This window comes from Brasilonema bromeliae SPC951, assembly GCF_012912135.1.
In the GTDB taxonomy this organism is placed as follows: Bacteria; Cyanobacteriota; Cyanobacteriia; order Cyanobacteriales; family Nostocaceae; genus Brasilonema; species Brasilonema bromeliae.
This window is the reverse complement of the sequence record NZ_QMEB01000071.1, coordinates 1-24,270: the sequence shown is the minus strand read 5'-3', so window position 1 is coordinate 24,270 and position 24,270 is coordinate 1. Positions and strand designations below refer to the sequence as shown.

The window sequence follows — 24,270 nt, the reverse complement described above, 5'->3', positions numbered from 1 at the left end:
CTATGTATTAGCTGATATAAAATGCCTATAAGTTTTGATGCACCATTGAATATTTGAGATAATTCTAACCGAATAGTATTGGAACTTAGAAACTATTGAAGAAGAAGTCAGAAGTCAGAATTCAGGAGTCAGCAATCTTTTAGTGGGGGATTCTGACCCGCCACTAATTGAAGACTACTGAATTTTTGATTCAGTAGGGGACTTAAACCCCCCAAGTCATCTACCACGTAGCCCAAATTCATTCTGAATTCTGGCTCCTGACTCCTGACTACTTTCTTGTTAAAAATTTTCTTTATTGATGGAGCCTCGATATCCAAATTACATCAAGTAAGGTAAAAATACATGAAATTTGATTGGCTAATTATAGGCGCTGGATATTCTGCTTGTGTCATAGCGGAGCGAGTTGCTAATGAGCTTGGGCAGAGAGTACTGATTGTAGAGAAACGGGATCACATTGGCGGTAATGCCTACGATTATTACAACGAGCATGGCATCCTGGTTCATAAATACGGTCCCCACATCTTCCACACCAAATCTAAAAAAGTTTGGGATTATCTCTCTCAATTTACTGAGTGGAGACACTACTATCACCATGTGCTGGGAGTAGTAGAAGGAAAGAAAGTTCCTGTCCCTTTTAATCTCAATTCGCTCTATGCTCTTTTTCCTCCAAAATATGCAGAAAAGCTAGAGAATTTGCTTCTAGAAAACTTTGGTTTTGGCGTCAAAGTACCGATTTTGAAACTGCGTGAACATGCTAGTGGTGACCTCACTTTCTTAGCTGAATACATTTATGAAAATGTCTTCCTCCGCTACACGATGAAGCAGTGGGGAGTGAAACCAGAGGAACTGGATCGGGCAGTCACAGGACGTGTTCCAGTTTATATCAGTCGGGATAACCGTTACTTCCAAGACCCTTATCAAGCTATGCCCAAGCTTGGTTATACCGAAATGTTCCGCCGTATGTTGGCTCACCCCAATATTAAAGTACTTCTGAACACAGATTACCGCGAGATTATCAACGAAGTTAAGTTTAACCGAATACTCTGCACTGGACCGATTGATACTTTCTTCGATTATATGTATGGTGAATTGCCATACCGTAGCCTGCGCTTTCAATTCGAGACTTTAGATCAAGAGCAGTATCAAGAGGTTGGTACAGTTAACTACCCCAATGACTACGACATCACACGCATCACTGAGCAAAAGTATTTGTCGGGACAAACTTCACCCAAAACCACTTTGGTGATGGAGTATCCTCAAGCTTATGTACCAGGAAAAAATGACCCATATTATCCCATTCTCAATGAAGAGAACCGTGAACGTCTGGAACTTTATCTTAAAGAAGTAGAGAAACTCAACGGTTCAGTACTGTTTGCAGGACGACTTGCAGATTACAAGTACTACGATATGGATCACGCAGTGCTGCGAGCACTTGGTGTGTTTGAGAAAGAGATAGCAAAGTAGACGCTGTTAGGACTGACAAGTAACATTGAGGGAGTTAAAAACTTGCTGAAATCTGGGTTCTGCATCTACCAAAAACTAATAAATTAGACATTGGAAAAAGTACTACATACTCAATAATAGTGTCTTTGTTCACTGAACAGTTTCTCTGTCAATGAGGTATTAAGTTTCTCAAAAAGATAAATATAGTATATATAACATGAGGTAAATATACATGAATGTAATAAGCAGAATTCAGTTTCCACGTATGCCTGAAACTTCTGGCTTGTACATGAAATTTGATGAGGGCACATCATTAAGTCCTTGTGTAGATGAAACAAAAGTTATGTTTCATCAAAATACTATTGTATCTTTTAATACTTATTTTCATTCATTCTATGAGAAGTTCTATGGTAAATACACAGAGCTGAAATCTGTATATTACCTTTTAGCTCTTGAGGGTCATTTTATAGTTTCTCTCTATAGAGAACATCATGAGCAAGATGAAAGAGAATTGATTTATAAGGAGAGTTTTGAGAACTGTCAGCCAGGAGAACCTATAAAGATTTTACTACCTCATTCCTGGCTAGATGAAGATGCAGGTAGAGTTTACTTAGAAATCATGTGCCTAAGTAAGGAGGGTTTTTTCACAGAAGGATATGTTGCAACTGATGAAAAACCTCTAAGGGAAGTATCTTTAGGTATTATCACCTGCACATTTAAGAAAGAAGCTTATATCAAAAAGACAGTAGATAATCTACTCAAAGATAATTTTATAAAATGTAAGAACTTTAAAATTTTTATAGTTGATAATGGGAAAACTTTAAAAGAACAAGATTTTTATCATTCAAATGTTCAACTGATTCCTAATAGGAATTTAGGAGGAAGTGGTGGATTTACTAGAGGTTTGTATGAAGCTCTACAAGAAGACAAATACACACACTTCCTATTTATGGATGATGATATAGAGCTAAATAGCGAATCTATCTATCGACTTTTTACTTTATATGAATATGCAAAAGATGATTTTGCAGTAGCAGGTGGTTGGTTAGACTTAGCTAAAAAACACATGCTTTATGAAGCTGGGGCTTTTTATGGAGAAAAGCATGATTCTCTTGGATATAAGGCATTCTCTGTTAATCCTCTGAAGAGAAATCTTGATTTACAAAACTCTACCTTCCTCAATTCTCTTTTGAAAGAAGAAGATTTTGATTATGGAGGGTTTTGGTTTTTCTCTTGTTCTCAGGAAGTTGTCAAAAAAATTGGTTTACTCATGCCTTTCTTTATTCAAAGAGATGACATAGAGTTTTGTTTAAGAATTAAGAAGTATGCTGGCAATAAAATAATCTTTTTCCCACCTATATCTGTATGGCATGAACCATCATATGCGATAAGTAAACAGCCTGCTTGGTTAATTTACTATGTCTGGCGTAACAGCCTGATTACGTCTTGCATTCATAGCTCTTTAAAATATATGGATGCGATTAAGCATATTCTCAGAAGCTTAATCATTGAATTATTCTTTTTTAATTATAGTTATGCAGTAATGCTTGTAAAAGGGTTTGAAGATTGTATGAAAGGTCCAGCCTTTCTGCAAAGCATTGATGCTGAGACATTACATTCTACTATTTTAGAGCTGAGCAAACGTTATGAAAGCCAAACCTTGTCCTGTGATAACTATCTCGTTGAGGATTTTTACCAAAAGCCAGAAGAAAGCAGCTGGAAAAAAATTATCAGTATCTTGACTTTGAATGGTCATCTGCTACCAAGTTTTTTAATAAGTGATAGCCAAGCGTTGGTTGTATCTGCTCCTGGTCATTCAAAAGAATGGCTCAAAGGTTTTGCCAAGAGAAAAGTTCTTATGTTCAAAGAGGAAAAAAATACTTTCTATCAATATGAACTGAATCAATGGGCTGGCATCAAGTTATTAAGCAGATTTTTGAAAATTGCCATGACAGGTGTTATTAAATGGTCATTCATTAGTAGACACTGGAAAAATGCCTCAAAAGAGCTAGTATCCATCAAGTTTTGGCAAGCTTATTTTGGATTAACGACATAAAATGTATTAGGAGGGAAAAATGGCAGACAGCTTTATTGTCAGATTAAAAAGGCTCCTAAATCATCGCGATTGGTACCTTTGGTTATTAATCACAGCAGGTTTAAAACTCAATAAATTCTGCGTCCAGCGACTAAACTTTAATGGCTCTCATACCTTTATTGATAGAAGTAAGGGATCTGATCGCCTGCTGATTGTGCTAGCTGGCTACAAGAGTTTTTTGTGGCCTCTAACGCTTACTAGAATTGCTAAGTTTGTCCCGTCAGATGTTGATGTCTGTATCCTTTCTTCTGGGCTGTATTCTGAACCTTTGGATAAAATGGCAGCTAATTATGGCTGGTCTTATCTTTATACAAAACTTAACAAGGTCTCACTAGTTCAGAATCTAGCAATTCTCAGACATCAAAAAGCTAAGTGGATTTACAAGCTAGATGAGGATATTTTTATATCTGAAAACTTCTTTGAAAAACTTTTAGAAGGGTATTTATACGTCAGAAATGAGGGATTATATAACCCTGGTTTTTGTTCTCCGATGCTTAATGTTAACGGCTACTCATACATCAGCTTTCTTAAAAGTATTAATGCTGATGATGAATACAAAGCGAAATTTGGCGAACTCAAACACGCAGCCAGAGACATCAAGGCTTTTGATGATGGTGAGGCAGCGAAATGGTTGTGGGCAAAGAGTTTGCCATTTGATGATTTGGCTCAATATATTGCCTCCCAGCCTTTTAAATACTCAGCATCACCACATAGATTCAGTATTGGAGCTCTTCTTTTTGAAAGAGAGTTTTGGGAAGCAATAGGTGGCTTTAGAGTTTCTCTCAAAGAGGGATGTCTTGGTATCGATGAAGGCTATCTTTGTCAAGATTGTATTGAGATGTCTAGAGTGATGATTGTTATTCACAATTTGTTTGCTGGACATTTTTCATTTGGTCCTCAATCAGCTGCAATGAAAGAGTATTTGCCAGAAATATACTCTCAACTTTGTCTCAAAGAGATAAGTCATGAAAGTAAATTGGTATGTTAGAGCTTGGTTTTTAATACCCTTGCTCTATAGGAATCCGGTTTGATTTCTGAATCCCTCGTGGAGACAGGGAACAGGGAACAGGGAAGAAGCAATAAAAGTGTACTGATTTTTTTTCAAAAATCAAATACGAGTCCTATAGATATATATATATTTAAAGCCCGCTAATGCGGGCTTTGTTTGCATAAACTAGGTATTCTTCTGCCCAGAAGGGAGTAATTGTGGAAACTTTTGTTTTCCCTTCACTGTCCTCCCATGTAAAGCGGTACCGCACGACCACTACCATTCGACAGTAGCTTGTCGCGAGTTAGTTGACGATTATTAGACTTGCGTTTTTCTTGAATGTGAATCTGGAAATCCTTAGCCCCATAACTCATCGTGGTATAAGAGAGTGCAACCCGAGAGTTGTCATTGATAAAAGCAATCTCATTTGGTGGTATATTCCCAGTCACATACAACAGCGCCCCTAACAACTCACTCGCACCGCCTCCTTTGGTATGAAGCACTGTGTTAACGTTACCTCCTTCGGTCTTAAGACCTAATACCCACAGCTTCCCGCCGTTATTGAATATCTTCTTGCTACTACCTTCAGGATTAAGCTGACGCGCCCACACCTGTTGAGGATGCTCAAATTGCCAACTTTCAGCAGATACGTCTTCAATAAAAAGCTTTCCGGCTTTCGGTGTGTTCCGAAACACATACTTCTGGTCGTTAGGTTTTAAGGAGCAGCAAGTCATATCTTTTAAAAAGAGTGTTCGGGAAGTTGCTTGTTCAAAACCAATAAATCCAAGTCGTGGTGGAGCGTTTTGATGGAGGTTAATAATACTAAGATGTTCAATTGTGACATCACTTGCTTTTCCATTCTCGATACGAATGAACGGTTTTGGCTTGTTTGCATTTTCAAAAGCTGACCCAGAAGAAGAAAGCGTAGCACTTATCGCGGTGATTTTGCGAACATTTCCTTTGACTCGTAGAGTATCGCTCACAAAATAACGACCAGGTGGAAAGTAAACAGTTGACTTTCCTGAGTCAAGAGCTTTTTGAATTGCAGCTGTATCATCGTCCCAATCCTCACCTCCATCTGCTTTTTTCCCTCTCGCACCAAAATCCTCAACATTTGCCCAGTTTGAAGGATTGTTGTCATGAAAGTTTGGAGATTCTTGAATCGGAAGATTGAGAGATGTCTTTAAAGAAGATGTAAACAAAGTAAAAGGAGCATTCGAGGTAAATTCCTTTAACACAGTCTGCTTCAAGTCTTTCTTATCTTGCTTAAGAACTGACTTATAACCGGATGAGCGGACATTGCGAGCAAACAGACGGCTGTTATTCTCAATCGCACTCATTGAGCGATCGCCCCCATAAAGCTTCCCATCCACAAGGGTCATCAGGCTCGTTGAGTTTATGTTACGCACGGCTGGAACACGATTGTTGCTCGATAAGTCTCGGATTGCGACAACATTGCCCGAGTTCTCTAAACCAACAGTTTTCTGATTGCAAAGAGTCATGTGCTCAACAGTCACACCGTTGACCTCACTCGCAATACGAACACCATAGTCAAAGCCTTCGACAATGACGTTTTTGACCATCGCCGGACCAATCCACCGTCGAGTCATATCAAGTCCGACGAGTCCTTGACCGCGAAGTCGAACATTACGAACAGCACCAGTGTTGTTTGCTAGATAATCGAGTGCGATCGCTCCTCGGTTTTTACCACTGTCAATCGTCAAGTCTTCGATGTAGTTTGCAAACGCCTCGTTTCCCTCTCCCTTGGCGGGATAGTCCTTACCTCCTCCGTTGGGCTGTTCTACATAGAGTCCTGATGCGGTGTAAACAACTGCTTTAGGGTTTTTGGGGTCATTATAACCTGGTGCATTATCCTTCAAGCGAATAATAGTGGTGGCACGGTTCTGTCCTTGCAGCCATAGTTGCGATTGCCATTTGCCGTTTTTATCTCGCCATTCTAGGCGATCGCTCACCAAATAAGTCCCTTTAGGAAAGTAAACAATTCTATTTGTCCCCACATTCTCTTGAATTGCCTTCTGGATTGCCTGAGTATCATCTGCGACACCATCTCCTTTCGCTCCGTATTGAGTTTTCACATTAATCACAAAATTTTTGGGAAAGAGCTTATCCCCTGTTGAACCTTTGTCAACAACACATTTGCTCTCTCCTTTCTTTAAAGATTTTCCCTCAGAAACCCCTAACACAGAAACAGATATATTTTGAAAAACTGTAGGAGTTATAACAACAACTATCAGAGAAAGTACTAAGATTCCACAGAGGCTGGAAAGTCTTTTCCAGAATTTTTTACTGCGCTCAAATTGTATCATGATCACCTCTTTAGGTTTGACAAAACAAGCTTCCTACCTTTAAAAGTCCTCTTGCTTCCTTTCAAAACAGTTATTCAGTTATTCAGTTATCAGTTACCAGTTACCAGTTACCAGTTACCAGTTGTCACTGTTCACTGTTTTAAGCCTTAGTTATTCAAACCCATAGCAACTCTATCCGGAAAAAAATACAAATGTACAAATAACTTACATAGTTTCCAAAAAATTTCTGAATTTTTCACATGGCTAAAAGTATGAGTATAAAAGCATTTCAGCACTTTGATATGAAATGAAAGACGTTTATCAGTACTTCTTCTGATAAAAGAATCCGGAATATTTGCTAATTTGCCGAAAAAGTATGACAGAAGATTCTGTGGAAAATGACCAACTCACTTCCCGAAAGTTGCTACATTGGGAAATGTAGAAACACTACTTTCTAGTATGCCGCAATATTTCGGTGCAATCTAACTAAATATGTGTTGAGTTTAGAAAGCCAAATGGGATAAAGCTGTTTTTTACAGACCAGCAGAATATCAATATCACGACATGGAGTACGTTGTGTTACCGGCATTGGGTTTGTTCGAGAAGGAAGTCGCAGGTCAAAAATAATTGCACTTCCAGGTGAAATCTGTCAGTTCATAAAGTGGTTAACCATAGCATGTATTGAAAAATTCAATGTTACAGCAATAACATATAATGAAAACCGAGGAGTAAATGCAGGAACTTCAAACCGAGAAGCAACAACCAATTGAACTACCCAAATTACCTGAAAACCCCCTAGTTTCAATACTGATTGCTAACTATAACTACGCCAAGTATATTGGGGAGACTTTAGATAGTGTACTTTCTCAGACTTATCCCCATTTTGAAGCAATTATTTGTGATGATGGATCTAAAGATAACTCTTGTGAAATTGTTGAGATCTATGCAAATAAAGACTCCCGGATTAAGCTAGTACGTCAGCCAAATGGCGGTGTAGCCTCAGCATTAAACACAGCTTACAGAAACAGCAGCGGTGAAATTATTTGTGTACTGGATGCAGATGATATATGGATGCCCAGCAAGTTACAAAAAGTTGTCGAAGCGTTTCAATCTGACGCTAAAGGAGGCTTTGTTATCGACAATTTAATAAATATTGATGGTGATAGCAAAATCATTAAATCGACGCCTATATTTAGTGAGCTATCTTCTGGTTGGAAGGCACCATTTGCAATGGAAAATGGTGGATTTGCATATAATATACCGCCAGCTTCAGGACTTTCTATTCGACGCAAAGTCGCTGACTTCATCTTCCCCATGAACGAAGCGTTTACACGCAACGCAGACAGTCTGATTAGCTACTTAGCTCCCCTAATAACTAAGATAGTAGCTATCCCAGAAGTGCTAACCCAATTTCGCTTACATGGCTCTAACCTGACAAGTTCAAGGAGTTACGTGTTAAAAGATTTCGAGAGAGACGTGAGTAATTGGGAGCGTACTCATCAAGAGCAAAAACAGCTTTTAACTAGAGTCTATGGTAAAGAAGTTGCAGAAAAACTGACTGGTTTGGAAAAAAGCGTGAAGTATCTGCACTTCCGCTATGTAGCAATGCGCTTAAAGCGCTTACCCAGAAAAGAGACCAAGAAAGCCCACCAGCAACTAACTGCTCATCAACACTTTGGTTACTCTGCGCCTGAACGATGGTTTTTACCTTGGGCAGAGTATTTACCTGATGTTCTGTTTGCCAAAATGTTTGGTGTTGTATATGGAGCCAATCCAGTCAAGCACTTTCTCAAAAACTTAGTCGGAGATTTGACCAATCCGCGTTATGTTCTCAGGTAATTCCAAACCAGATGTTTAAGGATAATTGCAAAGGACGATAGATGAGTCACAAATCAATTGCTATCTTTACTTGGGGTTTAGACGGCGGAGCATTCACAAACCTTCCAGTCGCGCTGACTAAAGGGTTTTGGAATTTGGGAGTCAAAGACTTATACATCTTGTATCTCTCAAAAGGACCAGCAGAAGATATCACTTTTCCAGAAGGTGTTAAATTAGTGTCACTGGGTGTTGAGCGATCGATGGCTTCTCCGATTGCTCTATCAAGGTTTTTGAAAACAGCTAAGCCAGATGTGCTGATAGCTATGCCCACAATTATCTCTATCCCTGCAATTATGGGATGGCTATTAGCTCAACAGCGACAGACAAAATTTGTGATTTATCAAGGGGATACTTTAACCTCAGACATAGCAATTGACCACAAGCATAACCTGCGCATGCAAATCATGCCCTGGCTAGCACGGCTTTTATATCCTACAGCCAATGGTTTAACTACTGTCAGCCAAGGTGTTCTTGATATTCTCAAACAAGACCATATCCCAATTCCCCGCAATCGTGTAGCAGTCATCCCGAATCCTGTCGATGTTGAAAACTTTTTAGTGCGTAGTCAAGCAGAAGAACCTGAACATCCTTGGCTTCGACACAAGGACAGTCCGGTTATTGTCAGCCTCGGGCGTTTAGGAAAGCGCAAAAACTATCCCATGCTATTGCAAGCAGTCGCAAAAGTTCGCAGCCATCTCAAAGTTAAGCTGATTATTTTCGGAGAAGGTCCAGAAAGAAAAAATTTGCAGGAGCTGATTGCTAAGCTGGGTTTGCAAGAGGATGTCAGTTTACCTGGTCATGTCGCTAATCCTTGGAGTCACATTGCTAAAGCTGATGTTTTTGTGATGTCGTCTTTAGATGAAGCGTTTTGTCTAGCATTAGTGGAAGCAATGGCGTGTGGAGTACCTGTTATTTCCACTGATGCGATTGGTGGAGGACCTCGCAGCATCTTAGAAGATGGCAAATACGGGAATTTAGTACCTACAGATGATGTGCAAGCGCTTGCTGATGCAATTCACAAGGTGCTGACTTCACAGAGTTGGCGATCGCACTTAATTGATGTCAGTAAACAGCGTTGTCAAGCCTTTGAGCCAGAAGCAGTTGCCAAACAGTGGTTATCTTTTTTGCAACAAGTCTAAATGATAAGGAGAATTCCATCAATGAAAGTCCTTGTGTCTGCTTATGCTTGTGAACCTGGTCGTGGCTCTGAGCCGGGAGTAGGCTGGAACATGGCTTGCCAGATTGCTAAACATCATCAAGTCTGGGTTTTGACTTCTAATACTCATCGTCCAGCAATTGAGGCAGAACTTGCTCGTCATCAACCGCCTAACCTGAACTTTGTTTATCTCGATCCATTCGGTTGGGTTTATGACTGGTCTTATGAAGGAAAGCGATCGCAATGGTCAGTCTATCTTCACCACTACTTATGGCAGATTTGGGCATATTTTGTAGCCAGACGACTTGATCAAGAAATTAGCTTTGATGTTGCACATCACATAACCTATGGTAGATATTCCAGCCCAAGTTTTCTAGTCTTTCTTCGCATACCCTTCGTTTGGGGTCCAGTAGGAGGCGCGGAATCTACACCCAAACCATTCTGGCAAGACTTCAGCAGACGCGCTAAAATTTACGAGACTCTGCGTAACCTTTTGCGTTGGGTAGGTGAACTTGACCCATTTGTACACCTAACAGCTCGCAAAAGTACTGCTGCAATAGTAACGACTCCAGAAACCGCAACCCGTTTGAAAGTTTTCGGTGCTAAAAGGATTGAATTTTTGCCTGGACAAACTGGAATTAATCAACAGGAGTTTGCCCGTCTTGAACAACTTGCGGTTTCATCGGACGAAACTATTATTCGATTTGTCAGTATAGGACGTCTCTTACACTGGAAAGGATTTCATCTTGGCATAAAGGCATTTGCTCAGACTGGTTTAGAGCAGAGTGAGTACTGGATTATTGGAGAAGGACCAGAGAGAGAAAGGCTGGAAGAACTTGCAAATCAACTCGGAATTGCCGACAGAACCTTCTTTTTAGGAAGAATATCTCGTGAAGAAACCTTTCATACTCTAGCAAAATGCCATGTTGTCGTTCATCCTGCCCTGCATGATTTTTCACCAACTGTTTGCTTAGAAGCTATGGTCGCAAGGCGTCCAGTAGTTTGCCTGAATTTAGGTGGACCAGCTATCCAAATTACAGAAGAAACTGGTTTTAAGATTGACGCTCAAACACCTGAACAAGCAGTCACTGATATGGCTAAAGCCATGACGCTGCTAGCTAAAGATCCAGATTTGAGATTGCGTATGGGTCAAGCTGGACACAAGAGGGTAAGAGAGGCTTTTAGTTGGGAAAGTAAAGGACAATTCTTTGCTCAACTTTACAAAGAAATTTCAACCCAAGATAAATCCTACGTGAAATTGGGTTAGAAAATCATGAAGCGGAACGAACACCCGAAAAATTTACCAGAAAACTTAGTCTTAACATCACCGCAAGCAGGAATTCTCAAACAGTCTACCATGATTGTGCTATTCCTCGCTTCTGCTATGTTCCCACGAGTTCTTTCAGCACTAAAGTTTCCTTCAGTCGTTAACTTTTTGCATTTTGCTTTTGCCCTCTTTTTATTTGTATGGGTATTATCTATAATTCGTAGTCGAATTGCTGTACAACTATTAGTAGGGGTGCTAATTTTATTAGCAATAAGCACAACGAGTGCCCTGCTCAATAAAGCAGGACTTATCAATGTTATCCTGAGTTTTTTAATGCTGGCTGAGCCTTTTATATTGTTAATAGTAATTACCAGTACAAAGCTTCCTCAAGATAGCATTAAAACAATGCAAAAATGGATATCTAGATTTGTCTATATTCACTTTGCTTTTGTCTATTTTCAGAAATTCGTTCTCGGATATGAAAACGATTTCATTAAAGGAATTTTTCTGAACATGGGAGCGGGACACCACGTAGGAGGTGATATTGGTCTAACTTTTAGTCTTTATTTTCTTCTCGCTTCTGGAGTTCGTTCAATCTGGTTAAGAATCTTTGTGTTTATCTTAGGTGTAGGAAATATTATTTATGCTGATGTCAAACAGGTAATTATTGCATTTCTAGTCTCCTGGCTTATCTTGATCATAACGCAACTTCAGGAGGTTTGGAAAGCAATAATGTATTCAGCTATTGCCATTCCAGTGACTGTTTTTGTTTTGAATCTTATCAATAACATGTACGCTGGAATCCGCTATATAAGTGACATGGAAGTCGTGACAGAGGCTTTTCAATATAAATTATCTGTATTTTCTATTATTACCTCCTTCTATAAATCAGATTGGAATTTTTTGTTTGGATTTGGTCCTGGTCATACTATTAGTCGCTTAGGTTGGCTAATGAAAGATTACATACAATTTCTGAAACCATTAGGTGTGACTGGCACTTCTGTCTTTAATACAGTATGGGTTGCCCAAGAAAGCTATTACTGGTCTAATAGTATTACTGGCTCTAGTATGTACTCTTTATTATTTTCTTGGGCAGGTATTTGGGGAGATTTGGGATTTATGGGGTTAGGAATATATTTATATCTCTGGTTTTTAGTGTGGAAGTATATTTGTGTAGATAAACTTTCCAAATTTTTTCTCATCACTGTATTTGTAGCTGGTTTAATCTTTTCTTGGATGGAAGAACCTGCTTTTATGCTTTTTGTCGTGAGTCTAATTGGGCTGCAATGGCAAAAACATCAGGCAGAAAAATCTCAGAGGATGTTTGAAAAGTATAGTTTTTATCATGCTGAAACTAGCGCAGTGGAGTGAAGCATCTGGATAATACCAATTCTCGAAATTAAAGCTGTTTGTAGTAGCGCTTAAGCGCAATTACAAACCTTATTTCGTATAAATTTAACTTTCATCAAAAGCCTTTGTAAAAATTCTCAGTTAAAGATTCATCCTATGAAAATTCTCATTGCCCATAACCGCTATGTTTACGCAGGAGGCGAAGATGTCGTTGTACAAGCTGAACGCGAGTTGTTAGAATCTTACGGACATAACGTCTTAATATGGGAAGTTAATAATGATAGCATCATCGGAATTCAAGGAAAAGTAAAAGCTGCACTTTCTGTTGTCTATTCATCTACATCAAGAGAGCAAATCAAAGAAAAAATATCTCATTTCCGTCCCGATATAGTTCACGTACATAACTTTTTTCCTCTTCTTTCTCCGGCAGTATACGATGCTTGCCGAGATGCAAACATCCCAGTCGTACAAACCCTCCATAACTATCGACTTGCATGTCCAAAAGCAATGCCATTACGAGATGGTAAAATCTGTGAAGATTGCATAGGCAAAGTCGTTCCTTGGTCTGGTGTTGCTCATGGATGCTACCGTGGTTCACGGGTACAAAGCGCTGCTGTAGCCACAATGTTGACTTTTCATACATTTCGTGGTACCTGGCAAAACCGCGTGGACGCTTACATCGCCTTGACCAACTTTCATAAAGATAAAATGGTTCAGGCAGGCTTACCCAGGGACAAAATTCACGTCAAACCTAATTTTGTGTTGCCTCCTAAATTTAAATCTGAAACTCACAAGTTGAAAAACTACGCACTCTTTGTCGGGCGACTTTCGGAAGAAAAAGGCGTGTCAACGCTGATTGATGCTTATGCACAAGGCCATTTGAGCATACCACTAAAAATTGTAGGTGATGGACCATTGGATGAAGCACTGCGCCAGCAAGTACAAACCAGAGGACTTGGGGAGGTAATCACATTTTTAGGGCGACAAACTAAAGCGACTGTATTGGAACTCATGTACAATGCCAAATTTCTGATATTCCCTTCAATTTGGTATGAAGGTTTTCCATTGACAATAGCAGAGGCGTTCGCCTGTAGTTTACCTGTGATAGCTGCCAAATTAGGAAGTATGGCAGAAATTGTAGAAGATGGAGTCACAGGTCTGCATTTTGAAGTTAGGAATCCACTGGATTTGGCAGCTAAAATAAATTGGGCAATAACTCACCCTGAAGCAATAGATACTATGGAAATAAATGCTCGCTGCACTTACGAAGCTAAGTACACTCCTGAAGCTAATTACAAACAGTTGATGGAAATTTATAACCAAGTTATGAATCAAGCGCAAACCAAATCAGAAAACGTGTTATGACCAATCAATTATCAATTATCGATTTTATAATTGCTCATTGCTCATTGCTCATTGTTCATTGATAACTGTTCATTAATGTTGCTCTCTCTATTTTGAATATCTCTTTGAAGGCAACGCGCCTATTAGATACATTGTTATTAAACGGATTGGTCGGACTAAATAGTAAAAGAAAGATAAAAAGTTAGGTAGTGGTAGAATCACTCGGTCTGCTACTGTTGGAACAAGCAAATGCTCGTAACAATACCGGATTTTATCCCAGGGATGTTCTATCATCTTTAAATGAAAAAATGAACTTCTCACTTTCCAATTTTCTAGATAATACTCGGTTGTGCAGAAAAGCTGGGTGTAAATCTGGGAAGAAAGAGACTTCAACAATGGACTCGCTTGTATTTGCTGCAATATACTCTTCGGAAGCTCTACTTCTAAAAGTTCATGCGCTAGTAAAAGACCAAGTAAGAGGATTCGCGTCATACGCAACTTTGCAGCCCGTTCACATATTCTCTCCCAATTAATCTCACAAGAAGTGCGGATGACTTGAGCAATATCACAAACCCGGTTTAGCTGTAGCCAACAGTCTTTAGCACCTTGAGAACAGAGAACCAAGATGAGGTCTTCCAGGGTAAAATTCAAAACCATCTTATTGGCAAAAGGCTTTAGGTGAGCATCTTCCCATAGCCATTCAGTATCAAACAAAGATGAGAATTGCTTTGGTAATATCCCGTGGTGGACATCTATCGTAACGCGATCGCCCTTGGCGGGGCTTTGCCCATCGCACTCATCCACTAGATGCAATTCCCAGTGGGATTCCAGATAAGCCTTCTGTTGTTCTGAGTTAAGAGTACTAAGATAAATTGCTTCTTTCTCACTGCTGTTGGAGTATGGTCGATATCCTTGAGATGCCAGTAGTTCTTTTGTTTTCAAAAAATCTTGTTTGCGAACCAAAATATCTAAATCATAAAAATCTCGACGTGAGATATCACCATAGGCCCAAATGGCAAGGGTAGGACCTTTGAATGGAATAACAGGTATGCTGTTTGCTTCAAAAAACTCCAATAGCTTGAGCAGCTTACTTGTTAAGATAAAGTTGCGCTGAGTTCTCCCATACTGGTCTTGTTGCAGCTGCTGTAGCAAAGTTGCTGGAACTGATTTTGGACATATTTTATTTATATTCAAGTAAAGGAGCGGTATGACACCGTGGATATATGCTGTTTGAATAAGGTATTCCCAGTCTATATCTTCCTGAACTAAGGCTTTAATACGCTCAGTAGTTAAATAATTTAGGTGAGTGCGGGCACAACAAAGAAGTAATTCTATTTCAGAGCGAGCATTGATTGCCTGGTTTTGATTATTGGGTTTAGATAAGATTTTCATTGGTGCTTCTCACTACTAAACAATCCTGCTCTCAACAGGATTGCTTGAATCAGCCTGCATTTGTGATTTCCAAGACTGGGCATAAAGTCCATCTAAAGCCAGCAATTGATCATGACTCCCTGATTCCACAATCTGCCCAGCACGCATAACGTGAATAATGTCAGCCCGCATCGCCAGAGTGAAACGATGAGTAATGACCACCGCAGTCCGACCACTCGCCAAGGTGCGGAATCTCTCTAACCAATCATGTTCCGCCCAAGGGTCCATAGCACTAGTCGGTTCATCCAAAATAATGATTTGGGCGCGTCTAAAAAATGCCCTTGCTAACGCCAAACGTTGCCATTGACCGCCGCTGAGATCACTTCCTTCGGGAAATAACTTACCCAACATAGCGTTATAACCCAGAGGCAAGCGCTTAATCTTATCGTGAATACCCGACGCTTTGGCAGCTGCTTGAATTTCTGAGTAATTTGATGCTGCCGATATGTCACCCAAAGCAATATTTTCTCCAGCCGTGGTGTAGTAGGGAATTGGTGACTGGAACAAAACTGTAACTAGTCTGCGGAATGCTTTCACCGAAAAGTGACGCAAATCGATACCGTCGAGCTCAATGCTTCCAGAATCGGGGTCATAGAAGCGGCAAAGAAGTTTAATTAGGGTACTTTTTCCAGCACCGTTATCACCAACAACCGCCACGATTTTGCCAGCAGGCAGCGTCAGGTTAAAATTCTCTAATACTGGTTCCTTAGTACCAGGGTAGCGGAAGCTGACTTGCCGAAAGCGAATTCCTTGCTTGAGTTTTGTCGGTACAGGAACAGGACTGGGCGGATCTATAATTTTGGGTTGGATCTGTAAGAACTCAAATAAATTACCGATAAACAAGCTATTGCGATATATTTTTCCTAAATTACTGAGCAAATCCTTGACAATGCTCTGTGCCTGATTGAATGCTTGGAAAAATAGCGCTAAATCTCCTAAAGTCAAAATTCCTAGCAACACCTGCCGACCCATCCAGGCTAGCGCCCCACCTGTGATTGTCAGTGCAATAATAGCAGCAACAATGCGACCTAAAGTTTGCAGTCTCAGTAAATTGAATTGTTCGCGTCTGAGTCGCTTACGCAAATTTTGATATGACGATTGGAAGTAGTCGGCATAGTCAAACAATCGTACTTCCGCTGCCGTGGTATTGTTTGTGAGCAGATAGTCATAATACATAAGCCAACGGCGATCGCTTGTTGTTCGCTGCGACCACCTGTATTGAATTTTACTTATATACAATAGTACAGAAAAAGCAGGAAAGGCACTGATAAGTAGAATCATCGGTAGCCCTAGACCGTAGGGAATTAACACCGCTGCCATCGCTACCAAAGTGACGCTATTTTGCAACAAGCTGCCAGTACTTTCTAACAAAGCAAGCGATCGCCCGCTCGCCCCATCCCGCGCTCGATCAAGTTTGTCATTATACTCTGAGTATTCGTAATAACCGTAGTCTACAGCAACTGACTGCTTGTGTATCAAAGCAGTCATATAATCGTGTATTAGTTCTGACTGCGCCGTGCGAACCCATTCCCCCGCAGCATTTAACAACTCCATCACCACCACAATACCTGCCATCAATCCTACTGGTGTAACAATTTTCTGAATACTCTCAGAAGAAAGACCAGCACCAGAAACTGCAACCAAATTATCCACAGCCTCACGCGTGAGGGTGATAGACATAGCCGGAAGCAATCCTTGCAGCAACAGCATCACCATCCAAGCTAAAGTCCAGTAACCAGATGCAGCCCAGACTAAGTGAAAAGTTTTTATTAAGTGTGAAAGTGTAGTATTGACACTGCGAAGTTTGCTAATCAAAGTCATCAAATCCTATAAATTCATTAAACTGATAAATATTTAATTGACAAATTGAAACAGCACGCAGCATAAAGTCAAAAGTCTAAACTTGTTTACTTTCCACTACTAACTATTTCCTAAACCCTTATCTATAGCAATGTGTAATGCACTTCGTTTTTTTGAGAAACTTGTGCTAAATCATCCTCAATTAATTTCAATAGTGTCGGTAAATCTTCTAGAGAAGGTTTGCGCGTAAAGCGACAAAAGCTGACATTTTTGATAAGTTCGCTACAAAGATGTAAATGATCTGCGATAAATTCCTGTTCGGTCATTGAGCTAATAGCACGAGTATGACGCACCAGTTCAACGAAGGCTTCTTGGGGTTTAATTTTGGTAATTTTGTGTTCGCTTCCCTTGTCTAATACATAAATATGATGCAATGGAAGGGGAGTTTGTTGGAAACCACGAGAGAGTTTGTAGGCTACTTTGAATGAGTTTTGAGAAACAGGCAATAAGCTTTTCGTATCTTGTCCTAAAGAAGTTGCTGCTTCCGGCCAAAGTTTAAACTGGGGATAGCTGGGAAAAACAACAGGTTGACCTGTCTTAATTTGGATAGGCAGTACATCATCTGTTAAAACATTGTAGCCGTGATTGTGAAAAGCAGTTGCCAAAGTAGACTTTCCCCAACCTGAACCACCCATAAACGCTACACCCTTATTATTCATATCAATACAACTAGCATGTAAAACTAGCAGCCCCCTTTGTCGCAGCAGTACGCATAATATAGGACCTAGAAGTACAGTGCGAAGAAGAGCCTCGTTCACACCTGGTAGAGGATTCATCAGAATTTCCCGTCCATCGTGAATAAAAAACTCACCTACTTCTGGTATTTCTCCCACAAAATTTTGACCGCTATCGTGTTGCATTGCGGTTGCATTATCTACTTTGCCAAACCGCACAATTGCATCTGGAGCACCTTCACTTTCAATCAGTTCGGGAAGTTGTAATTCGGAAGCAATGCACAAGTTGTAGGCTTTATAAGATTTCATATCTTAACTTTATTTAGTGCAATGAAAACAGCGATTTCAAACAAATTCACCGACCGTCTTGTGTCCGTATTATTACGCTTGCAGATAGTAAATAATTGTAGGTTAGATAAGAGGGTATTTAAACCCAAGCAAAATCTGTTGAGTTTCCAAACCCTAACCAACCTACAAAATTGCGCTTTTTGCTCTCTACTTTTAAAGCCTAAGTAAATGGACATAAATAAACGTAATCATGTCCGTCACGAAGGTCATGACATGAACCACTAGTTTCTTAGAGCAGGCGCTATGTGCTAAACACACACTTCATGAAGACAAACACTTCATTCACTTATTAGAACCTAGGATCGCAGTCGGGTCCTTTTGGAGTTGTGCCAGAGCAGATGTCCTTTGAACCGATGTCATTACCACCGGAAATAGGGGTGCCATTGAGAAACACAAAATCTTGCCTTGTTGTATCACCAAGAATTTGTGTGATCTGGGCAACATCACCGTGAACAGTAAGTTTGGGAGCAGTGTACGAACTTTTCATGATCTATTTCCTGATTTTGAGTCTAAAGTTGATCTACTAGTTGTTGAAGGTAGTGCCCCATAATTGGACTTACGGTGTGACATGGTTGTCGTAAATACGACAGACAATATTACCAGCCATAACCTGCCAAGACTGCTGGACTTACGGCGTCACTTGCTTATAGTCGAACCACAAAGCTAAAGTAACTGCCTGCCAAATTGGTGTAATATCCTCATCTCTGACTTCGGTTCCTGATATCAATCGCTGATAAGCTGCTTGCAGGAAATCTGAATCAATGTACTTTTCCAAGTATTCAATCTGATTGGACATCACCTCATCCAGAATTTGGCGGTTGCGATTCAACAGTCCATCATCGAAATTGGCTGTTAAATCTGCTTTTCCTCCACGCCATTGAACTTTTTCTGGTAGAATTCCTTCTAAGCCACGACGCATCACCATCCGTCCCCATCCTTGGTAAAGTTTTTGCTCGGAGGGTAATGCTAAACAAAATTCAATTAGTCGCTTATCCATAAACGGATGACGCGCTTCTAAAGAAAACATTGCCGCATATTGATCCGCTCGTTCTAAGGTATAGGGCAATACACCTTGGGTAAGACTGCGCCAATGTTGTTCTCTCACGGTGAGGGGTTCTTCATTCAATGCATCCAACTTCTGAATTCGCTCATCCAAACCAATACGTTCTGCAAAGTTACGCTTGACAAGGGGAGTCTGGGAAACAAAAGGATTGGCAAATTTTCTATGTTTGTGCTGCCATTGCCGTACTTGTTCCAGAAAAGGTTTAATTGCGTGATTTCGTATCAACAGTTTGCGCGAAACACCAAAATGTTTATGGATTAGCTGTACTCCTTGAAAGAACGCTATCCAACGGAACTTCTTTGCCAATTCCTTAAGGTGTGGCAGTCCATAATTGCAAAATGCGGCGTAAGGTGAGACATTAAAGTGTGGCGAAAATGCTTTAACTTCTTGTATACATGTTTTCCAATTTCCTTGACGTGCGAGTTCGGTAAGCCTAGTCACGCCGTGGCAAACTGTGGTGTCCCCATCAAAACCATCCAGGGAAATCCGCAGTCCCAGCTCCTTAAGAGCACGGTTTACAATCCAAGGATAAAAATGACTTGGACCCAAAAGAGCTTCATCTTCGTACCGAAAAATATGGTCTAGGTTAGATAACGGACCAAACTCGTCACCCTGGACGTAGTGAGGAATAAATCCACCCTGTTCCAGCACTGCATTGATGAAAGGGCGCTCGTCACACTCAGTAATTTTATCAAAAATAGTGGAGATAGTGTGTAGCGAAGTTTTCTTTGTTTCCGCAAGTAAATCCCGCGCCACACAAGTCACAGCCGAAGAATCTAATCCACCGCTCAACTGGCTGGCGATAGGGAAGGCACTACGTAAGCGACAACGTACTGCCTCGGTAAAAATTTCCCGAAATTTCTCTGCGTAAGCCTCGTCAGAATCCATCTTAATCTCACAATGGGGGTCAAGTTCCCAGTAAGACCACATCTTCATTCCTGACTGACTGACAACCATACTGTGAGCAGGGGGAAGCCGCAGAATATCTTGGTAAATAGTGATGGCTTTATCTTCCATCATCAATGCTAAGTAGTCAGCAATTCTCACCTCGTTGAGTCGGCGTGGTACCTGCGGTAAACGAAAAAGAGCTTTCATCTCCGAGGCAAACACAAAGGCTTTATCAAGTTGGTGGTAGTAATATAAAGGCTTGACCCCAAAATGGTCTCTAGCGCAGAAAACAGACTGTTGCTGCTTATCCCAAATGGCAAATGCAAAATCACCCAAAAGATTCTCTGGACATTGCTCGCCCCATTTTTCATAGGCAGCTAATATCAACTCGCTATCCGTAATTTTTTCAGGGAGAAAATTATCAAACTCTAACGTATTTATAAGTTCATCTCGGTTATCTATGCGAGCATCAGACGTGATGACTAAATTACCAGTCCCATTAGCTAAAGGTAATTTTTCGAGCTTTGATTCAGGAGTCGTCCACAGCATCCGATGCCCGAAACCGACAGATCCGTCAACCCAGATATCTGCACCATCAGGTCCCCGGTGTGCCAAGATATCTACCATCCGTCCCAAATCTTCCGGATCTACAGGGCAACCGTCTAAATTGTAAATGCCCATGATCCCACTCATAATTTTACTCCTTCGAGAGATGGGAGTGGAATAAACCGGGAAAGGTCTGCAAGGTTCCCAATTGCAACCCGTCCCTCATACTCAATCCAAGCGTGAGCCTCTAATTGTCCTCCCTGTTCTTTAGCAACACCTATACGTAGTTCAGATGAGTAATGATAGCGGTTCATGAGAAATTGAGTCGTCAAAGCGCGAGCCAGACACTTTGCCCCACCAGGCATATAGCGTGTTGTTACGTTAACAGCCCAAACAATTTTGCCTACTGAAATTTGACTTCCATGATTCTCAAATGGGAAACGAATATTTTGCTTATTTATCTTTTGCAAGAGCTTTAGTAAATTCCGAAAGGCGAGAAAAAACAGCCCTAATCTAATTGCTCCTAGCAAGAGAAAAGTGATTGCTAAAAGATAGCGATCGCTCCCAGAAAGTTTCAGAAAGTTACGCAACTGTTTCATTCTTAACTTCAACCAGTTCTACAGCTTTCAATTCTTCCAACAGTGTCAAGATATCTGCCACGCAAACTTCTGGTTCTATTTCATATTCTTCCAGAAGCTTCTGTTTAATATCTTTCACTGCCTTGGGTTGCTGAATGAAATTCCAAATTCTTGCTCCTACTTCATTGAGTCCGTGATAGACTCCTGATCTGAGATTCAGAATAACTGCTTCGCCACCAAGATCAGACGATATCTGCTCTACAGCAGCTACTATTATCGACGACTCTGAGATTTTGCCGTTCAATGATTTTGAGGTCATGATTACAGGGGTTTCCTTTTGATGCTTGATTTTATTCAAAAAGTTATTTGTAGAAATTGATTTTCAAATCAGTAAAGACACTGGAAATCTCTCAACAGGTACATTAATTATTAAAATTTTATGCAACTTGAAATAATCAAGATGAGTGATTGACACACAGCAACTAACTCTATGCTATTTCTAGGGTTTTACTTGTCTAGTAGACTACTCGAACTATACCAATTCCTTGAGTTTCCAAAGCTTTACTCTGATAAGAAAAACTGTCACAGTCTTAACTGTTAAGTAGGTAAGCGGGAAAATTTTTCAGTATATTATTGCGAGTGGAACGTAGACCCCGGAGAGGGCTTTCCGCAATCTGGCGCAATCGCAATAGTTTTGACCACTTTATATTATGTTACGTCGTTAGGTTTACTTGTGTCTACCTACTTATAAACTGTCCCTGATCTCAAAACATGCAATCATCTAGATTACAAACTGGATTTTTTATCTGTAGTGGTAGATGGCTTTTCCAACAAACTTAATTGTACTCAAGTTTGTATATGCTTATTTCAACGAATGCTTACCTGATATTCTACGATAATTAATACAAGATCATGCAAGTAACTTTCCTAAAGTTCATAAAAACAACACAATACTGTTAAGTATGTGTCAATTGACATATCTAATCTTTGCAATGACTCAAAAGAGTCTCTCAATTAAAAAAAACTGTATGTTTCTCAACATAATTATCGCTTTTGTATTTTATATGAAAAAATAAATTCTCACCTTTGTCTTGGAATTCACAGAAAGAATTTTAAAGTTCAATAAAAGGAGTCAGAATCCAGAATTGGTAGAGTCAGGAGAACTCCACTTGCTAAGCGATGGAGTTTCAATCTATTGACAGTCCCACAGACATGATATATTGGTGCGCACATGGAAAGACGCGCCGTGGGCTTTCTGCTTTAAATCCTAGAAAAATGAAAATCTCTACTATTCAAAATCAACTTCTTGAAGTAAAGCTATCCACATATTGGGTGGCTCAGAGTAGTAATCAATGTCCTCAACCTGATATCGACAAGTACGAGAACTGTGACATAAAATGATATAATCTCCGCGTTTAATACCTGTACCTTGTCCAGTCATATAACCTTTTGCCTGATTATCAATCGATTCAAATATATAGTCACGTCCACTAACATATTGAGTGTAGTCATAAGTTTTACTATGTTTTTTTTCTGTCTTCCTTAATATAAAGTTATAGAATGACGAAAAAATAATATTAAGGTTGATGGCTGACCTGGTACGAGACATAAGCGATTGGCAAAGAAATAAAGGCGATTGGATTTTTAGGGGACAATGCCTCACCTCTATTATCAGGGCGATTGCGCAAAGTAACAGACGCATAAAAGCCTATCGCCAAGCTATCAGTTGGCATAGGTTGCCGGATTTTTACACGTTTAGACCCAAGCCTCTGGGCGAAGAAGGGCGATCGCTCTTGGCGCGCCCTACCTTAATAATTGTGGATAGCCACATTGCCTAGGGTGCGTCTGACAAGCAAGATACCATAAGCTAATGGTTCGCTACAATAGTGCAGGTGTCCACCAAGCGGTGTTTTTTCTACCCACATGAGCCATCAACTCCAAGAGTACAATCCCAGTGGCATAGGTCAAATTAATGGCAACCTTTTTGCTTTACCATTTGATTACGAGTCTGCAAACCTGATTATCTTCGGCGTACCCTGGGAAGTGACCGTTTCCTATGGCGCAGGAACTGCTAACGGACCACAACGGGTTCTGGATGCTTCGCCGCAACTGGATTTGTTTGATTTCGATAATCCTGATGGATGGAAACAGGGAATTTTCATGGTAGAAATTCCCCAAGATATTTTAGAGAAGAACGAATATTATCGCACCTTAGCGGCAAAAATTATCGAGCGACTTGAGCAAGGTAAACCCCTGACAAATACACCAGATTTAACAGCTGTGTTAGCAGAAATTAATCAAGCTTGTCAACAGGTAAATCAATGGTTGTTTGAACAGTCTAAGCAAGCAATTGAAAAAGGTAAACGAGTTGCTGTGATTGGTGGCGATCACAGTTCACCATTAGGTTACTTCCAAGCATTAGCAGCCAGTTACGCAAACTATGGCATTTTGCACATAGACGCACACGCAGATTTACGCGACGCCTATGAGGGATTTGAGTTTTCCCATGCGTCCATCATGTTCAATGCGATGAAGCTACCGCAAATTTCCAAGTTAGTGCAGGTAGGCTTGCGTGATATTTGTCATGATGAAGTGCAAATGATTAACCAATCTCATGGTCGAATTGTCGCTTATTATGACCCAGCCATGAAACAAAAGCTGTATTCGGGAACGACTTGGATGGACTTATGTCGAGAAATTATCAGTCATTTGCCTGAATATGTTTACATTAGCTTTGATGTAGATGGTCTAGATCCAAAATACTGTTCAAGTACAGGAACTCCTGTTCCGGGTGGACTGGAATTAGAGCAAGCTTTTTGTTTGTTCCGTGAATTGATAAATAGTGGTAGAAAAATTATTGGTTTTGATCTGTGCGAAGTTGGTGATGCTGAGTGGGATGGTAATGTTGGTGCGCGGATTGTTTACAAGCTGGCGAATTTGATCGATTTATCTCAGCGACGATCAAGCGCTTTTATACAAGATTAGTACTGGGCGACATTAAGAGGGAACAGGGAACAGGGAACAGGGAACAGGGAACAGGGAACAGGGAACAGGG

At 40.3% G+C, this 24,270-nt stretch carries 19 protein-coding genes; 10 read left to right on the top strand and 9 right to left on the bottom strand.

Annotated features, from left to right (window positions below):
- Positions 1-342: 342 nt before the first annotated feature.
- From glf to DP116_RS11340, 3 genes are all read left to right on the top strand, one after another.
- Entirely contained in the window at positions 343-1,464 is a 1,122-nt protein-coding gene (glf, locus tag DP116_RS11350) for a UDP-galactopyranose mutase (RefSeq protein WP_169155289.1), read from the top strand.
- Between the two features lie 211 nt (positions 1,465-1,675).
- Complete coding sequence (locus DP116_RS11345; protein ID WP_169155288.1) at positions 1,676-3,499, top strand: glycosyltransferase; 1,824 nt, start codon at positions 1,676-1,678, stop codon at positions 3,497-3,499.
- A gap of 19 nt (positions 3,500-3,518) precedes the next feature.
- Positions 3,519-4,526: a hypothetical protein gene (locus tag DP116_RS11340; RefSeq protein WP_246275586.1), complete on the top strand. Its 1,008-nt coding sequence runs from the start codon at positions 3,519-3,521 to the stop codon at positions 4,524-4,526.
- A 239-nt stretch (positions 4,527-4,765) separates the two neighbouring features.
- On the opposite strand, the gene DP116_RS11335 is transcribed toward DP116_RS11340, so the two are convergent.
- Positions 4,766-6,853: a glycosyl hydrolase family 28-related protein gene (locus DP116_RS11335; protein ID WP_169155287.1), complete on the bottom strand. Its 2,088-nt coding sequence runs from the start codon at positions 6,851-6,853 to the stop codon at positions 4,766-4,768.
- A 711-nt stretch (positions 6,854-7,564) separates the two neighbouring features.
- Here DP116_RS11335 and DP116_RS11330 point away from each other — a divergent pair.
- The 5 genes from DP116_RS11330 (at position 7,565) to DP116_RS11310 (ending at position 13,848) form a co-directional block, all read left to right on the top strand.
- Entirely contained in the window at positions 7,565-8,671 is a 1,107-nt protein-coding gene (locus DP116_RS11330; protein WP_169155286.1) for a glycosyltransferase family 2 protein, read from the top strand.
- 41 nt (positions 8,672-8,712) lie between these two features.
- Entirely contained in the window at positions 8,713-9,849 is a 1,137-nt protein-coding gene (locus tag DP116_RS11325; protein ID WP_169155285.1) for a glycosyltransferase, read from the top strand.
- A 21-nt stretch (positions 9,850-9,870) separates the two neighbouring features.
- Complete coding sequence (locus tag DP116_RS11320) at positions 9,871-11,133, top strand: glycosyltransferase family 4 protein (RefSeq protein WP_169155284.1); 1,263 nt, start codon at positions 9,871-9,873, stop codon at positions 11,131-11,133.
- Between the two features lie 6 nt (positions 11,134-11,139).
- The gene (locus tag DP116_RS11315; protein WP_169155283.1) at positions 11,140-12,504 is read left to right on the top strand and encodes a hypothetical protein; all 1,365 of its coding nucleotides are present in this window, start codon (positions 11,140-11,142) and stop codon (positions 12,502-12,504) included.
- 135 nt (positions 12,505-12,639) lie between these two features.
- Positions 12,640-13,848: a glycosyltransferase gene (locus DP116_RS11310; protein ID WP_169155282.1), complete on the top strand. Its 1,209-nt coding sequence runs from the start codon at positions 12,640-12,642 to the stop codon at positions 13,846-13,848.
- 87 nt (positions 13,849-13,935) lie between these two features.
- Here the strand turns inward: DP116_RS11310 and DP116_RS11305 are convergent, their stop codons facing one another.
- The 8 genes from DP116_RS11305 to DP116_RS29225 form a co-directional block, all read right to left on the bottom strand.
- Positions 13,936-15,219, bottom strand: coding sequence for a nucleotidyltransferase domain-containing protein (locus DP116_RS11305; RefSeq protein WP_169155281.1), 1,284 nt, complete (start codon positions 15,217-15,219; stop codon positions 13,936-13,938).
- A 15-nt stretch (positions 15,220-15,234) separates the two neighbouring features.
- Positions 15,235-17,079 carry an ABC transporter ATP-binding protein gene (locus DP116_RS11300; RefSeq protein WP_169155280.1) on the bottom strand — a complete coding sequence of 615 codons (1,845 nt, stop codon included), beginning with the start codon at positions 17,077-17,079 and terminating at the stop codon, positions 15,235-15,237.
- A 122-nt stretch (positions 17,080-17,201) separates the two neighbouring features.
- The gene (locus tag DP116_RS11295; RefSeq protein ID WP_169155279.1) at positions 17,202-18,101 is read right to left on the bottom strand and encodes a hypothetical protein; all 900 of its coding nucleotides are present in this window, start codon (positions 18,099-18,101) and stop codon (positions 17,202-17,204) included.
- Positions 18,102-18,429: 328 nt separating this feature from the next.
- Complete coding sequence (locus DP116_RS11290; protein ID WP_169155278.1) at positions 18,430-18,627, bottom strand: lasso peptide; 198 nt, start codon at positions 18,625-18,627, stop codon at positions 18,430-18,432.
- Between the two features lie 141 nt (positions 18,628-18,768).
- Positions 18,769-20,784, bottom strand: coding sequence for a lasso peptide isopeptide bond-forming cyclase (locus tag DP116_RS11285; RefSeq protein ID WP_169155277.1), 2,016 nt, complete (start codon positions 20,782-20,784; stop codon positions 18,769-18,771).
- Positions 20,781-21,236 carry a lasso peptide biosynthesis B2 protein gene (locus DP116_RS11280; protein ID WP_169155276.1) on the bottom strand — a complete coding sequence of 152 codons (456 nt, stop codon included), beginning with the start codon at positions 21,234-21,236 and terminating at the stop codon, positions 20,781-20,783. Before DP116_RS11280 ends, DP116_RS11285 begins: the two co-directional genes overlap by 4 nt.
- The gene (locus DP116_RS11275; protein WP_169155275.1) at positions 21,220-21,534 is read right to left on the bottom strand and encodes a PqqD family peptide modification chaperone; all 315 of its coding nucleotides are present in this window, start codon (positions 21,532-21,534) and stop codon (positions 21,220-21,222) included. The genes DP116_RS11280 and DP116_RS11275 overlap by 17 nt, the downstream gene beginning before the upstream one ends.
- A 969-nt stretch (positions 21,535-22,503) precedes the next feature.
- The gene (locus DP116_RS29225; protein ID WP_246275585.1) at positions 22,504-22,656 is read right to left on the bottom strand and encodes a hypothetical protein; all 153 of its coding nucleotides are present in this window, start codon (positions 22,654-22,656) and stop codon (positions 22,504-22,506) included.
- A 145-nt stretch (positions 22,657-22,801) separates the two neighbouring features.
- Between DP116_RS29225 and DP116_RS11265 the strand changes: the two genes are divergently transcribed.
- Both DP116_RS11265 and speB read left to right on the top strand, forming a co-directional pair.
- Positions 22,802-23,053, top strand: a complete 252-nt coding sequence (locus DP116_RS11265; protein ID WP_169155272.1) for a hypothetical protein — start codon at positions 22,802-22,804, stop codon at positions 23,051-23,053.
- A gap of 85 nt (positions 23,054-23,138) precedes the next feature.
- Positions 23,139-24,200 carry an agmatinase SpeB gene (speB, locus tag DP116_RS11260; protein WP_169155273.1) on the top strand — a complete coding sequence of 354 codons (1,062 nt, stop codon included), beginning with the start codon at positions 23,139-23,141 and terminating at the stop codon, positions 24,198-24,200.
- Positions 24,201-24,270 lie beyond the last annotated feature (70 nt).

Excerpts from the sequence above, each read along its gene's own strand:
- glf (WP_169155289.1), top strand. The coding sequence starts at position 343 with ATGAAATTTGATTGGCTAATTATAGGCGCTGGATATTCTGCTTGTGTC.
- DP116_RS11345 (WP_169155288.1), top strand. The coding sequence starts at position 1,676 with ATGAATGTAATAAGCAGAATTCAGTTTCCACGTATGCCTGAAACTTCT.
- DP116_RS11340 (WP_246275586.1), top strand. The coding sequence starts at position 3,519 with ATGGCAGACAGCTTTATTGTCAGATTAAAAAGGCTCCTAAATCATCGC.
- DP116_RS11335 (WP_169155287.1), bottom strand. The coding sequence starts at position 6,853 with ATGATACAATTTGAGCGCAGTAAAAAATTCTGGAAAAGACTTTCCAGC.
- DP116_RS11330 (WP_169155286.1), top strand. The coding sequence starts at position 7,565 with ATGCAGGAACTTCAAACCGAGAAGCAACAACCAATTGAACTACCCAAA.
- DP116_RS11325 (WP_169155285.1), top strand. The coding sequence starts at position 8,713 with ATGAGTCACAAATCAATTGCTATCTTTACTTGGGGTTTAGACGGCGGA.
- DP116_RS11320 (WP_169155284.1), top strand. The coding sequence starts at position 9,871 with ATGAAAGTCCTTGTGTCTGCTTATGCTTGTGAACCTGGTCGTGGCTCT.
- DP116_RS11315 (WP_169155283.1), top strand. The coding sequence starts at position 11,140 with ATGAAGCGGAACGAACACCCGAAAAATTTACCAGAAAACTTAGTCTTA.
- DP116_RS11310 (WP_169155282.1), top strand. The coding sequence starts at position 12,640 with ATGAAAATTCTCATTGCCCATAACCGCTATGTTTACGCAGGAGGCGAA.
- DP116_RS11305 (WP_169155281.1), bottom strand. The coding sequence starts at position 15,219 with ATGAAAATCTTATCTAAACCCAATAATCAAAACCAGGCAATCAATGCT.
- DP116_RS11300 (WP_169155280.1), bottom strand. The coding sequence starts at position 17,079 with ATGACTTTGATTAGCAAACTTCGCAGTGTCAATACTACACTTTCACAC.
- DP116_RS11295 (WP_169155279.1), bottom strand. The coding sequence starts at position 18,101 with ATGAAATCTTATAAAGCCTACAACTTGTGCATTGCTTCCGAATTACAA.
- DP116_RS11290 (WP_169155278.1), bottom strand. The coding sequence starts at position 18,627 with ATGAAAAGTTCGTACACTGCTCCCAAACTTACTGTTCACGGTGATGTT.
- DP116_RS11285 (WP_169155277.1), bottom strand. The coding sequence starts at position 20,784 with ATGAGTGGGATCATGGGCATTTACAATTTAGACGGTTGCCCTGTAGAT.
- DP116_RS11280 (WP_169155276.1), bottom strand. The coding sequence starts at position 21,236 with ATGAAACAGTTGCGTAACTTTCTGAAACTTTCTGGGAGCGATCGCTAT.
- DP116_RS11275 (WP_169155275.1), bottom strand. The coding sequence starts at position 21,534 with ATGACCTCAAAATCATTGAACGGCAAAATCTCAGAGTCGTCGATAATA.
- DP116_RS29225 (WP_246275585.1), bottom strand. The coding sequence starts at position 22,656 with ATGACTGGACAAGGTACAGGTATTAAACGCGGAGATTATATCATTTTA.
- DP116_RS11265 (WP_169155272.1), top strand. The coding sequence starts at position 22,802 with ATGGCTGACCTGGTACGAGACATAAGCGATTGGCAAAGAAATAAAGGC.
- speB (WP_169155273.1), top strand. The coding sequence starts at position 23,139 with ATGAGCCATCAACTCCAAGAGTACAATCCCAGTGGCATAGGTCAAATT.